This is a genomic window from Arthrobacter sp. JSM 101049 (assembly GCF_041679245.1).
Lineage (GTDB): Bacteria > Actinomycetota > Actinomycetes > Actinomycetales > Micrococcaceae > Arthrobacter_H.
The window spans coordinates 604,441-616,579 of the sequence record NZ_JBGFFC010000002.1 but is presented as its reverse complement, the minus strand read 5'-3'; the positions used below and the strand labels follow the sequence as shown (position 1 = coordinate 616,579).

General features: G+C 63.3%; 13 protein-coding genes. 3 read left to right on the top strand and 10 right to left on the bottom strand.

The features are described from left to right. The first annotated feature begins 42 nt into the window (after positions 1-42). The 3 genes from AB8M85_RS08070 to AB8M85_RS08060 all read left to right on the top strand — a co-directional run bounded on the left by AB8M85_RS08070 (position 43) and on the right by AB8M85_RS08060 (position 2,966). Complete coding sequence (locus AB8M85_RS08070; protein ID WP_372698258.1) at positions 43-198, top strand: hypothetical protein; 156 nt, start codon at positions 43-45, stop codon at positions 196-198. A 378-nt stretch (positions 199-576) separates the two neighbouring features. After that, a complete protein-coding gene (locus AB8M85_RS08065; RefSeq protein WP_372698257.1) occupies positions 577-1,623 on the top strand; it encodes an MBL fold metallo-hydrolase in 1,047 nt (348 codons plus the stop codon). Beyond that, positions 1,620-2,966: an MFS transporter gene (locus AB8M85_RS08060; RefSeq protein ID WP_372698256.1), complete on the top strand. Its 1,347-nt coding sequence runs from the start codon at positions 1,620-1,622 to the stop codon at positions 2,964-2,966. The genes AB8M85_RS08065 and AB8M85_RS08060 overlap by 4 nt, the downstream gene beginning before the upstream one ends. A gap of 37 nt (positions 2,967-3,003) precedes the next feature. On the opposite strand, the gene AB8M85_RS08055 is transcribed toward AB8M85_RS08060, so the two are convergent. The 10 genes from AB8M85_RS08055 to AB8M85_RS08010 all read right to left on the bottom strand — a co-directional run bounded on the left by AB8M85_RS08055 (position 3,004) and on the right by AB8M85_RS08010 (position 12,019). Further along, on the bottom strand, positions 3,004-3,927 hold the full coding sequence (locus tag AB8M85_RS08055; protein ID WP_372698255.1) for a LysR family transcriptional regulator: 924 nt from the start codon (positions 3,925-3,927) through the stop codon (positions 3,004-3,006). Between the two features lie 48 nt (positions 3,928-3,975). After that, positions 3,976-4,674 (bottom strand): hypothetical protein, encoded by a 699-nt coding sequence (locus AB8M85_RS08050; RefSeq protein ID WP_372698254.1) that lies wholly within the window; start codon positions 4,672-4,674, stop codon positions 3,976-3,978. A gap of 172 nt (positions 4,675-4,846) precedes the next feature. Next, positions 4,847-6,124, bottom strand: coding sequence for an MFS transporter (locus AB8M85_RS08045; RefSeq protein WP_372698253.1), 1,278 nt, complete (start codon positions 6,122-6,124; stop codon positions 4,847-4,849). 57 nt (positions 6,125-6,181) lie between these two features. After that, positions 6,182-6,592 carry a hypothetical protein gene (locus AB8M85_RS08040; RefSeq protein ID WP_372698252.1) on the bottom strand — a complete coding sequence of 137 codons (411 nt, stop codon included), beginning with the start codon at positions 6,590-6,592 and terminating at the stop codon, positions 6,182-6,184. A gap of 2 nt (positions 6,593-6,594) precedes the next feature. Further along, positions 6,595-6,927: a hypothetical protein gene (locus AB8M85_RS08035; protein WP_372698251.1), complete on the bottom strand. Its 333-nt coding sequence runs from the start codon at positions 6,925-6,927 to the stop codon at positions 6,595-6,597. 268 nt (positions 6,928-7,195) lie between these two features. Continuing rightward, positions 7,196-7,666: a TetR/AcrR family transcriptional regulator gene (locus AB8M85_RS08030; protein WP_372698250.1), complete on the bottom strand. Its 471-nt coding sequence runs from the start codon at positions 7,664-7,666 to the stop codon at positions 7,196-7,198. Between the two features lie 19 nt (positions 7,667-7,685). After that, on the bottom strand, positions 7,686-8,000 hold the full coding sequence (locus AB8M85_RS08025) for a hypothetical protein (protein ID WP_372698249.1): 315 nt from the start codon (positions 7,998-8,000) through the stop codon (positions 7,686-7,688). 81 nt (positions 8,001-8,081) lie between these two features. After that, positions 8,082-9,344, bottom strand: a complete 1,263-nt coding sequence (locus tag AB8M85_RS08020; RefSeq protein ID WP_372698248.1) for a type II restriction endonuclease — start codon at positions 9,342-9,344, stop codon at positions 8,082-8,084. 54 nt (positions 9,345-9,398) lie between these two features. After that, positions 9,399-10,640 (bottom strand): DNA (cytosine-5-)-methyltransferase, encoded by a 1,242-nt coding sequence (gene dcm, locus AB8M85_RS08015; RefSeq protein WP_372698247.1) that lies wholly within the window; start codon positions 10,638-10,640, stop codon positions 9,399-9,401. A 185-nt stretch (positions 10,641-10,825) separates the two neighbouring features. Beyond that, a complete protein-coding gene (locus AB8M85_RS08010; RefSeq protein WP_372698246.1) occupies positions 10,826-12,019 on the bottom strand; it encodes an HNH endonuclease in 1,194 nt (397 codons plus the stop codon). Between the last annotated feature and the right edge of the window lie 120 nt (positions 12,020-12,139).

The window sequence follows — 12,139 nt, the reverse complement described above, 5'->3', positions numbered from 1 at the left end:
GAAGCGTCGACAGGAACCCGCCGGAGGGCTAGCGTCAACGGCATGGGACTAGTACTGACGTTAATCATCATCGGAGTCATCCTGCTCATCCTGGGCATCGCAGTGAAGGCTGCGATGTTCCTCCTCTGGATAGGCATCATCCTGCTGATCATCGGCGCGGTGATGTGGATCCTGCGCGGAGTGCGCAACAGAGTCTGATCCCCGGAGGCGAGCGGCAGCTTCACGGCGTAGCTGCTGCGGGGCGGGAATGCTTTCCCCGCTCACCGCCCCGCCGTGCGTCCCGACCCCGTCGCGATCGCATGGCGGGGTCGCATCCGGATCCCGACATGCCGACACGAGGATGGCCCCACCGAATGGTGGGGCCATCCTCGTGTCTGTGGGGTGCCGATCAGGCGCGGCCAGGATTACCGTTACCCGGACCGCACATGCTGCGTCATTCGCCGACCGTGTGGTCTGGGGCGCTGCCAATCATAAGCAATACCTCGGAAGATCACCGCTAAAAACAGTTTTACGTATGCGGCTTGTCGGCCCATGCTGGAACGTGAGTCACATCATAGGTCCCAGCAAGGAGAAGTCATGCCGAACAAGCCGTTGAACCCCCGCGTCGTCACGCTGGGAACCGCCGGCGGGCCGCGGTGGTGGACCGGGGAGAATGCCGGGCGCCGCTCGGGAATCGCCACAGCCGTCGTCGTCGGCGATGCGGTCTACCTGGTCGATGCCGGTACCGGGGTCGGCAACCAGCTGATGAAGGCCGGATTCAGCACGGGTAACCTCCGCGGCATCTTCCTCACCCACCTGCATTCCGACCACACCATCGACCTGGCGTCGCTGGCCATCTTCGGGTTGTTCACCCTCAAACCCGGACAGGAGCCGATCCAGATCATCGGTCCCGGCGATCGCGGGGCCCTGCCCCCGGTATCGCCGCGCGCCCACACCCCTCCTCAGCCGCTGTATCCGGCCAACCCGACGCCGGGAACGGCCGGCATGTTCAGCCACCTGATGCAGGCCTATGCCACGGACCTGAACGACCGCGTCATCGACGCCCTCCGGCCCTCCCCGCTGGACCACTTCACGGCCACGGACATCCAGATTCCCGACGGAACCGGTTACCACCCGAACGAGAACCCGACGCCGGATGGCTTCGCCCGGTTCGAGATCTACCGGGACGAGCTGGTCACCGTCACCGCCACCCTGGTCGAGCACCCGCCGATCGCCCCGGCCTTCGCGTTCCGTTTCGACACCGTCGAGGGGTCGGTGACCATCTCCGGCGACACCGCCCCCTGCGAGAATCTGGTCACGCTGGCGCAGGACACCGACCTGCTGCTGCACGAGGCCATCGACTTCGATTGGGTCCAGCGCATGTACGGCTCGGTCGGAACCGAGGCCGCCGAGGCGTCGATGGACCACCACCGCCGGTCCCACACGTCCCCCGCACAGGCCATCGACCTGGCCGAACGCGCCGGGGCCCACAGCCTCGCCCTGCACCACCTGGTGCCGGGCACCACCCCGCTCTCCGTCTGGCTCTCCCATGCCGACGGCTTCTCCGGAACGTTCCTGGTCCCGGAGGACCTCGATACCATCTCCTTTGCACGCCTTCCCCTTGAAATGGCAGCCACCCGATGAAAACCACCACTGACACCGAGACCCCGGCAGCGAACGACCCGCTGGTCGTACCCTCCCTGAACACACCGCAAATGCGGCGGATCCTCGCATCCTCCTTCATGGGCAGCGCCATCGAGTTCTACGACTTCATCCTCTACGCGACCGCGGCTTCACTGGTCTTCAATAAGGTCTTCTTCGTGGGCCTGACACCATCGGTGGCCATCTTCGCCTCCTTCGCGACCCTGGCTGTCGGCTACCTCGCCCGGCCGATGGGGGCCATTGTGTTGGGGCACTTTGGTGACAAGCTGGGGCGCAAGGGCGTGCTGATCACTTCCATGTCGATCATGGGCGCGGCCTCGATGCTCATTGGCTTGCTCCCCACGACGGCGCAAGTCGGCATGATCGCCCCCATCGCCTTGGTCTTGCTGCGTATTGCCCAGGGCCTGGCCGTCGGCGGTGAATGGGGCGGTGCCATGCTGATGGCCCTGGAGCACGCCCCCAAGGAACGCCGCGGATTCGCCGCCAGCTTCGCCAACATGGGAGGTCCCGCAGGAGCGGTGCTGGCCACGCTTGCCGTCTCGGCGGTCTCCACGATGCCCAACGACCAGTTCCTGTCCTGGGGATGGCGGGTCCCCTTCATCGCCAGCATTGCGCTGGTGGCCGTCGGGCTGGTGATCCGCCTGAAGGTCGCCGAGTCCCCGCTCTTCCTCGCGCTGGAGGACAAGGCGGAGGAGAAACGGCTGCCGATACTGGAGGTGCTGACCAAGTACCCGAAGTCCGTCATCAGCGGCACGCTGGTGGGCATGAGCTCCTACACCGTGCAGGGACTCATGACGGTCTGGGCGATCTCCTACGTCGTGGATTCGGTTGGCATGGACCGCACCTCCGTGCTGAACATCAAGGCCATCGGTGCCACATTGACCATCGTCGGCGTGTTCTTCGCCGCCCGCTTCTCCGACCGCCTCGGACGCCGGCCGGTGATGATGATCGGCATCATCGCAGGTGCCGTGCTCGCCCTGCCGATGATGTTCATGCTGCAGCTGGGCCAGCTCTGGCTCTTCGCGATCGCCCTGTTCATCGCCAATGGCCTGGTCCAGGCGTTCATCTTCGGCCCGTTCGGTGCTTTCACCGCCGAGCTGTTCCCCACCCGGATGCGCTACACCGGCGCCTCGCTGGTCTACCAGGCTTCCTCCACTTTAGGCGCCGGTTTCACCCCGATGATCGTGGCCGGTCTGGTGGTCCTCGGCGGCGGTTCGCTCTGGATCGCCGGGGCCGCCTGGGCCGCAGCGTTCCTGGTCGCCGCCCTGGCCATGCGCACCGTGAAGGAAGGCAAGGACGCGGACCTCACCGCCGACGAGATGTAGGCCGAGCACCTTCCGGCCCGAAGAGGCAGGCGTCGAGCTACTGGACGCCTGCCTCTTCGTCGCGTTCGGCACCGACCAACTGGCAAAAGTCGACGAAGGCCTTCAGCCGCAGGCTCGGACGCTCGGTGGCCGTATAGGCCAAGCAGATGTCGCTGGTACCCACTGGGCCGTCGATCTCCACGACGGCCAGGGGCAGCCCGTCATAGCTCAGGTTGCTGGGGGGACGCTGGACCAGGACCGTATAGCCCAGCCCCCTGGCCACCATTCCGCGCACGGTCTCGATGCTGGTGGAGCTCCACGCGATCTTCGGATCCAGGCCGGACATGCGCAGGTTCACCAGCTGGTTGTCGCGCACGGTTGGAATGTCCAAGGACACGAAGTCCTCGTCGGCCAGATCGGCCAGCTTCACACGTGGGTATTTGGCCAGTGGGTGGTCGGCGGCCAGGAGCACGTAGGGCCGGCCCCGCATGAGGGTGGTCGACTGGACGCGGGGGAGCAGATGCCGGGTATGCGTGATCACGGCATCGAGATAACCAGCGAGCATGCGCTCCTGCAGGTCCCCACCATCGCCTTCGATGATCGTTACATCCAGACCGGTATTGGGTTTAGCGAACTGCTCGCAGATCACCGGCAGCCAGAAGGGCGACAGGCTGGTGTAGCAGCCGATGACCAGCGGACCCGACAGCGTGCTGTTGCGTTCGCCGATCCGGCTCTGGACCTCTTCGGCATGGCGCATGAGTTGGCGCGCATCGTGGAGGAACTGGGTGCCGACGGCCGTGAGGACCACGCCGCGTGCACGGTGCCGAACCAATAGCTGGGAGCCGACGACGCGTTCGAGCTCGCTGATGGCCTGGGACATGGCGGCTTGCGAGATGTGGCAGGCTGCTGCCGCGCCGGAAAGGGAGCCGCTGTCGGCCACGGCCACGAAATATTGGAGCTGCCTGAAGGTGTAGTTGACCACGCTTCCAGATTAGGGGAACGAAGCCATGCCGGAGGGCGATGGCCCGACTTACTGCTTGACGAAGTCCTCGCAGGCCTTGACCTCGAAGAACTGGCCCTTGCGCAGTGTGACGACCGCCTGCCCGTTAACGATGTTGTTGTCGAGGATGTCGGCATCCGATTCGGAGGATGAGAGCCACGCGTAATAGCAGCCAACGGGATTGGCGCCGTCCGGTCCAGAAGTCTTGTACTTCCCGGCCTTCACATCGACGCCAACCTCGTAGAGTCCGGGGCCGATGGTGTTGGCTTCACGGTCCGCGACCGCACCGTCAAACTCCTTCTGGTCCTGGGCGAGTTGCTTTTCGGCAGCTGCGACGGCTGTCTCCCGCTCCTTCAGCTTTCCTTCCGTGGCCTTCTGCGCATCCTTGTACTCCGCGATGGTCGTCTCGGCATTGGTTTTCGCCTCAGCAGCCAGTTCTTGTTGCTCCTGGATGGCCGCCGCGTGCCCCTCGGCGTCGGACAGCAGAGCGGAATTCTGCTCACTGAGGGTGCTGATGGACGCCTGTTGAGTGGCGATCTGTTGTTCCAGATCGGACAGGGGAGACGCGCCAATGAGCCCGCCGACCAATCCGCCTATGAGCAGACCGGCACCCGCGGCGATGCCGACCGGAACATACAGGGCCCGTTTCATCCGGACCTTCTTTGGCTTGGAACTGCCATCCGGCGTGACCGGGCCTGGGCCCAACGGTGACTGCGCCTTGTTGTCCATGTCTATTCCCCCTGATGATGCCGTCCCCCATTGGTCACGGCCAGTACCGTGATCCTAAAGGCGTGGTCCGTCGATTTGGGGTACACCAGCAAACTGTTATTCAGTCGTGCTGGCGGCCACGGATTCTAGGAATTTGATCCGTCCGTTAGCGCGACCTGCCGCGCATGGGGAACTAGGGCGACGAAACGTTGTGACGACCGCCAGGGTCCCGGCGAGGCAATGCTGCGGAACAGGCGAGGACCAGGACACCCGCCAGCGGGACGACCAGCAGCCCGGTGGCCAGGCTGGTCCGGTCGGCGACGGCCCCCACAATCGGCGGCGAGAAGAGGAACCCCAGGCGCATGAGCCAGCTCAGGACGGTCAGCCCTGTTCCTGGGCGCAGGCCCGGTAGTTCGTCGGCGGTGTGCATGGCGGCGGGGACCAGCGTCGCCACTCCGAAACCCGCGAGGCCGAAACCCACGATGGTTCCCGGCACGCTGGGAAACGCGAGGGCCAGCCCCATGGCCACGACGACGATGGCTCCGCCGGTCTGCGCGACCGCTCGTTGCCCGAAGCGGTCCACGAGCCCGTCGCCGATCATCCGGCCGACGAATTGGCAACCAACCAGCGCGACAAAGCCCAGGGCCGCGACGGGGGCAATGGCACCGAGGGAACCCTTGAGGTAGATGGCTGCCCAGGAGCTGCCGGCATCCTCGACCAGGGTGCCGCCGATGCCCACCAGGACCAGTGCGGCAAGCAACGCCGCGATGCGCAATCGGGAGATGCGCACGGGGGTGGCATCGACGTCGTGCCGGGTCCCTTCGGAGGTGGCCGTCCCGGCTTCGGTTGTGACCACGGTGCTGCGCCGTGGCTCGGCACCGGGCAGGAGCAGGGGCAGGGCGACGAGGGCGACGGCGCCGAACAGGACCAGCGAGATCGCCAGATGGATGCCGCGGGGGATGTCGAGCCCGGCGGCGGCGCCGCCGAGCAGGCCGCCGAGCATCGCGCCGACGCTCCAGACGGCGTGGAAGGAGTTCAGGATCGAGCGGCCGTAGGCGCGTTGGACGCGCAGGCCGTGGGCGTTCTGGGCGACGTCGGTGATCGCATCCATCGCCCCGCCGAGGAAGAGTGCGGCGGCCAGCATGGCCCAGTTCGGCGCGAGGCCGGCGAGCAGGACTCCCGTGCCCGTGAGGATCGTGCCGGCGACGGCGACCCGGGAGGAATGGAAGCGGCGGATCAGCGACGCGGCGGCGAGCCCGGCGATCAGCGCGCCGAGCGGGAACGCCGCGACGGCGGCGCCAAAGGCCGCGTTGGACAGGTCGAGCCCGTCCTTGATCGCCGGATAGCGGGGGAGCAGGTTCGCGAACAGGGCACCGTTGGTGAGGAACAGCAGGGACACGGCGAGCCGCGCCCGGCGGTTGGTCCGGGTGGGGCCTGTCTCGGCTGCGGCATTCGAGGGGGTGGGCGTCACTGTCCTACCGTATGTGGCCCCACCGGCCGGCGCAGCCACGACGGGCCGTCGGATGCGCTAGGGCCACCAGACCGCGCCGAGCAGGCCGATCCCCGCGACGGCCAACAGGGCGATGGCGATGCAGTAGCTGCGGTACGCGCCGGTGGGATAGGCGCACCCGTCCAGGTCGGCGACGCCGCGGTCGTCGGGCAGGCCGCCGGTCTTCTGCTCCCGGGCGAGGTGGAACTGTGCGGAGAGGTAGCCGATGTAGGCGCGGCCCAGGCATACAGCGGAGAGCACGACGGCGGTGATGAGCGCCGCATGGAGCCACCGCGGGGCCTGGGCGATGGAGGTGCCGTTCAGCCCGACGATGACGAGCACGCCGCCGATGCCGCCGCCGATGTAGGTGCAAACCTTCTGGATCCGTTCGTAGCGCAGGAACCGGACGGCAATGGTGTCCTGGCCGGGGTCGTTGACCTCCGTGGGCATGGCTATTTGTCGAACAAGCCGTTTACGATGCGACGCAAGACATCGCCGAGCGACAACATGTCTGCGGAGTCCATCGGTGGTTCACCAGTAGTTGAACGACAAATGGCTCCCACCGCGGTCAACTCTGCGGCATAGCCTGCCACAACTGCTCCAACTGAATGTGGAGGATGGCCGCCGAATAGGTTCAAGGCCAGGTCGACACTTTCCCGGACCACTGATTCGTCATGCGATTCAAGCGCAGAGCGGATGGCATCCGAAGCCGCAAGCCGGTCGTGGGCCGCGCTGATGGCTCGTGAAGCGCCGTCGCCGCTATCTTCGATGGCGTATCCGTCCATGACAGGTTCCTTCCAAAGGCCTGGGTCCACGACGTTGTGGGTGCAGACAGCTTGGCATCTGTCGGGGTGGGTGACAAGGCGGAATGGCTTGAGGATCAGGCGTGTTCGTATGTGAGGCAGTCTGCGTTGTCGGTGCCGTTCTAGTATTGGGCACCTAGGAATCCGGCCCATTGGTGGGCCAGGCCACGCAGGGCGAATTCTTCCCGCTCTGCGTGGCCCCTGATGTAGATGAAATAGAAGTTGCGCTCCAATCCCACCAAAAGCGTTGTCAGGTAGGTTTGCCACGCCGTGCGATCGTCACCGTCCAGGTCCGGCACAACCGGTCTGCGAGTCGGGAACTGATCCGTCGATGCAGCCCGAGCCACTCATCCAGGACCTCGTCATCGGTCGTCGTGGCTCGGTTGATCGCATCGAATTCTGCACTGTGGCTGCGCCACATGTCCTTGCCCGTCGACCGCAGCCAATCCAGCATGTTGTCCGTCGTGAAGGCCTCCAGATCACCAAGTTCGTTATACATGGACGTGGCGCTGGGCTCGATGGACTTCATCCGGTCGAGCACGATCTGCGTCTTGGACGTGAAGTGCAGATACAGATTGGGGCGGCTGGTCTCTGCCTGACGGGCGATGTGGGACATCGTCGTGGCCTCATAGCCGTGCTCACGGAAAAGCGTGAAGGCGGCGTCCACGATCCGCTGCTGAGTGGCAGTCTTGGACGCTGCCCGTTGCGTGGGGGCAGTCATGCACGCTCTTTGGATCCGCTCATTCCATCGACTCTATAGGACGGCGCCTTGGGGGTGGCGGGCATCGTCGAATGCGGGCAATTTCTCCGGTCATCCGGCATGAGGAACTTCCTTGGAGAACAGGAAACATGGTGCTCTGGGCCTTGTTGATTATGTCGATCCAGTGGTCGCCGCGGCTCCATCCGTCCTTGGGGTTCATGGCGAAACCCTCAATGTATATGGTCCCGTCGCCGACCCTGCTGGCTTCGAAGACTGATCTCAGAGCCCTAGCCAAGGCCCGGGCATCGGTGACACTGTCTATGTCGAATTCGAGGGCAATCTTCTTCTGTGACATGGGCTGAACTTACCTTCTCTTTGAGCGGTATCGGAGTATCCGTGCAATGTGTATCGGCGTGACGCAGGTTTTGAGCCGAGGTCAGAAGATATTAGACGAAGGACCGTGCTGATCCCGAGCTTTGGCTAGTTCGGTGAACGCGGCGACGTCCATCAGCCACGATTGTTGCTCCTGCTTGTAAGGGGAATGAAGGGGCTTGGGGATCACCAGTTGCAGTTTCTGGGTCTGCATTTCCTTTGTCTGTCCCAGACTGATGGGGCTCTCGAGAGTGAGTAGATGCTTTTGCCCGATGCGTTCTGCTTCGCTGAGGACCTGGCGCCAGCGATCCTTGCAAGTGGTTTTCGCCCCCAGGACCGTCAGCTGTGAGGCCGGGACGGCGGGGTCATGATAGTCCTCGATGCTGGGGAAGATGAAGTCGGGTCGGACATCGTTTTCGGTTGCTTTGTCGAAGGAATGCCGGATTTCAAGGGCATTGAAGATTGCGATGAGATGGTGCTCCAAGCTTTTGCCGGCCCGGCTTTTGCGTCGGTTGTGGATGCGCAGGGATTCGGCGACGAACTGGTCCACGTCGACCTGGCCTCTAATGTAGATGGCATTGAGGGTGTCTGTGACCAAATGGTGTTCCAGAGTGCGGAAAAGGAGTTCCTCGCGTTCTAACCAAGCCATCAGCACGCCGTCAGGGTCTTCTCGGGCATCTAGATCTGGGAGGGTGGAGCGTGCGAAGGCCCCGAATTCGGCAGTCGGCGGAAACTTTGAACCGAACTTATTAATGAGTTGTTCGAGCCAACTCTCGCCAGCAGGCTCGATGATGGGCTCTACGACGATGCCGAGCATGTCCAGCAGATACAGGGCCGGAAGCCCAAGCTCGTCCCGGTTCTCATTCAGGTTGCTGCGTACGGAGTATTCGTGGCGCTCGAGGGCGTCGGTGCCGAAAAGCCAGTCCAGTTGCGCAGCTACGCTCGAGCCGCTTGGCGCGACGATGAGAAGCACCGACCCGTCCTTTTGGCGTGCGATGAAAACGACGTCGCCGGGCTGGGCATTCTTCATCGCCTCCACATGAGCTGGGTAGTAAAGGCGGAATTCGGCACCTCGGTGTGGGTTGGCGGCGCGGGCGTCGTAGTAAGTGAGAGTCCCCTCCTCGACAACCGGCTCATCTGTTTCATCTGTGGCCCATATGAATCTGGTGGACAGCGGCACACTACCGGCCGGCGCTCCGAATAGCTCCCGGAATGCTCGAGTTCCGGCGAGTTCATGTTGGTGGGATCCATGCCCGACCGTCTCGACGCGGCTGAGGACCTTGGCGGCCACGCCGTCGAAATGGTCGGCCAGATGGCCGAGTTCCACGAATTCTCCTTGGTGTCGAGCATTATCTACGGGGTAGGCCTGTCAGGTGTCGGCCTAGGCCACCAGCGGGTTCTCCTGCCGGGCCAGGATGGTTTGGACGTGGGGGGTCATGATGCGAGCGATCTCTGCCATGACCGGGGCCACGACACTGTTGCCGAATTGCCGGTAAGCCTGGGTGTCGCTGACGGGGATCCGGTAGCTGTCATCGAAGCCCATCAGCCTAGCGCACTCACGAGGGGTCAGGCGTCGAGGCCGGCCCGCGCCTTGGGCGACGAGGATCTCGGAACCATCCTTGTAGTAGCGGGCGGAGAGGGTGCGGGAGGTTCCAGAGGGATGGACCAACCCGAACCCGAACCCATTGCCGGCGGCCTTGTGTTTGGCGGCGTAGGCCTGCAGGTAGGCCCACAGTTTCGGTGTCAAAGTGTACTTCGGCTGCACGGACGCGTTGTCGTGGTCGAAGAATCGATCCCCGTCCCATTCCAAGACCGGTTCCGTGCCGTCGGTGCGGTGAAGGATGGTTTCTAGCTTCGGACCAACTGGTGGCAATTCCAAGTCGTCCCAGCTGAAATCGGTCGGCTCGCGGAAACCGACAATGATGATGCGTTCGCGGTGCTGCGGGGTGAAGCTGATTCCGTCGATCACCTTGGTGTGGACCTGGTAGCCCAGTTCCTCTTCCAGGGTGGCCATGATGACTGCGAAGGTGCGGCCCTTGTCGTGGGAGCGTAGGTTCTTCACGTTCTCCAGCATGAACGCGGCGGGGCGTTTTTCATCGATGATCCGGGCCACGTCGAAGAACAGGGTGCCTTGGGTGGCGTCCTCGAAGCCGTGAGCCCGGCCTAAGGCGTTCTTCTTGCTCACGCCGGCTATGGAGAAGGGCTGGCAGGGGAACCCCGCAAGCAACACGTCGTGGTCGGCGACCTCGGCGGCAGGGAGGGGCTGGATGTCGCCGATGAAAACGTGCTCGGGATCATTCTCATCGGGGAAGTTGGTCAGGTAGGTCTTCTTCGCCCAATCGTTCCACTCACTGGTGAACACGCACCGCCCCCCATGGGACTCAAATCCCTTGCGGATCCCGCCGATGCCGGCGAATAGGTCGATAAACCGGAACTCAGCATCCTCTGCGGCCGGTTTCATGCCCAGTAGCTCACGCAAGGCAGGCGCCAGCATGGTCGGCAAGGGGGTCTCGCCGTGTTCCCACCGGGCGATTGTTCGGCCGGTAACTCCGAGTTGCTCGGAGAGCTGACGCTGTGTGTAGCGTGCACGGGCGAGGGCAAGAAGTTCAGTCGACGTTTCCACGGCATCCTATCTGGGTTAACTACATGACATCATGTCGCATTTCGAGGCGAATCGGTAAATGCCACGCCGTACGGAACACCGCCGGGGGAAAACTTCCCCTTGATGTCTAGTTGGGATGGCTAGCATCGCAGCCGCCACCGACAAGTCGTCAGTCGGGGGCGTGGTGTGATGGGTCGTGGGACGACTTAACTCTTGCCCGTGCGGTGTTCCTCCCAGTGCTCGGTCAGCCAGCTCAGCTGTCGTCCTCTCAATTCCACGTGCAGCGGTTTGCCTTCCATCTCGCCGTAGTGTGGATACCCGGCGAGGGTCTTCGAGACGCTAATAGTTTGGTTGGCCGGATTGATGGCGATCAGACCGAGGTCGAAAAGGCGGTGTAGGTCACGACGCATCAACAGACCACCATGCTCGTGGTGTTCACCGACCGTTGCGAAACTGTAGAGGTGGGCAGCTTCCAAGGCCTGGGCCGGCGTGGGACCGGTGAAGGCACAGATGTTTCCCCTAGAGGCCAGCAGATCGTGACGGAAGGACCCTTGCCCAACTCGCACGCGAACGTTGGCGGTCCGGTGTCCGCCGGCAATGGTTCGCTTCGAGGCCTCCAAAACTGTCATCAGTTCCGGTCCGCTGGCTGCTGACACGGCATCGTGGAACTTCTGCCAATTAAGGTTCCGTATGCTGAGCTGGGCTCTTGGATGTATGCATGATGCCCGTAGCGTGGCACCGTCGAGCAGCCCTTCGAGGCCGACCCACGATGTCTGGTATTGGGCGGTATATTCGAGGACATCCTTGCGTTTGCTCACCGGCTGGTCGAAGTCTTTGCCACACTTGAAGCACCGATATCGGGGCTGCTTGGTCTTGCGTTCCTTGAAGGAGGCCTTGCCACAGTTCGGGCAGCTGTACACTCGCTTGTTTCCATGCTGGGTTTCGATCGATTCGATGACTGAAGCCCCAATACTGGCCTTCTTGTCCCAGAGCACCACCGCGTCCCCCACGTTGATATGGCCGTGATTGCCGACGGTGTCATCCCACCTGTAGTGGGTCGTGGGCTTGTCGTCGTAGCCGTCGTTGCTGCCGAAGGCTCGCCCCCCGGATACTGCCAGCAACAACCATGCCCTAGTTCCCACGACCTCAGTCGGATTGTCGGTAACCGGGGAAAAGACAGGGGAGGGGATGACCGGTGATTGTCGACCGCCATTGCCCACACTGCGGGCATAGGCAGCCAGATCGCTTTCCTGAACATTCCATCGGTTGCCGTGGATCTGGTGGCCAAGAAGGACTCCGTCGCGTAGTTTCTGGCGCAACGTCTTTGGATCAAGCCCCAGTCGTACGGCCGCTTCTGTGGCAGTTAATCCACTTGGCGCGACATTCTTTTCGGTGTCCATGTGGTCTCTCCAGCTCTCGGCGCAAAAAATTCGCTGCATGGTGTTGCGTGGCATTTTGCTTTTCTTGTGAATCCATAGGCCCATGTCCGCCTGTGATGGCGCAGTGGTACCCGCACCGTC

Coding starts and splice junctions, on each gene's coding strand:
- AB8M85_RS08070 (WP_372698258.1), top strand. CDS start 43: ATGGGACTAGTACTGACGTTAATCATCATCGGAGTCATCCTGCTCATC.
- AB8M85_RS08065 (WP_372698257.1), top strand. CDS start 577: ATGCCGAACAAGCCGTTGAACCCCCGCGTCGTCACGCTGGGAACCGCC.
- AB8M85_RS08060 (WP_372698256.1), top strand. CDS start 1,620: ATGAAAACCACCACTGACACCGAGACCCCGGCAGCGAACGACCCGCTG.
- AB8M85_RS08050 (WP_372698254.1), bottom strand. CDS start 4,674: ATGGACAACAAGGCGCAGTCACCGTTGGGCCCAGGCCCGGTCACGCCG.
- AB8M85_RS08040 (WP_372698252.1), bottom strand. CDS start 6,592: ATGCCCACGGAGGTCAACGACCCCGGCCAGGACACCATTGCCGTCCGG.
- AB8M85_RS08035 (WP_372698251.1), bottom strand. CDS start 6,927: ATGGACGGATACGCCATCGAAGATAGCGGCGACGGCGCTTCACGAGCC.
- AB8M85_RS08030 (WP_372698250.1), bottom strand. CDS start 7,666: ATGACTGCCCCCACGCAACGGGCAGCGTCCAAGACTGCCACTCAGCAG.
- AB8M85_RS08025 (WP_372698249.1), bottom strand. CDS start 8,000: ATGTCACAGAAGAAGATTGCCCTCGAATTCGACATAGACAGTGTCACC.
- AB8M85_RS08010 (WP_372698246.1), bottom strand. CDS start 12,019: ATGGACACCGAAAAGAATGTCGCGCCAAGTGGATTAACTGCCACAGAA.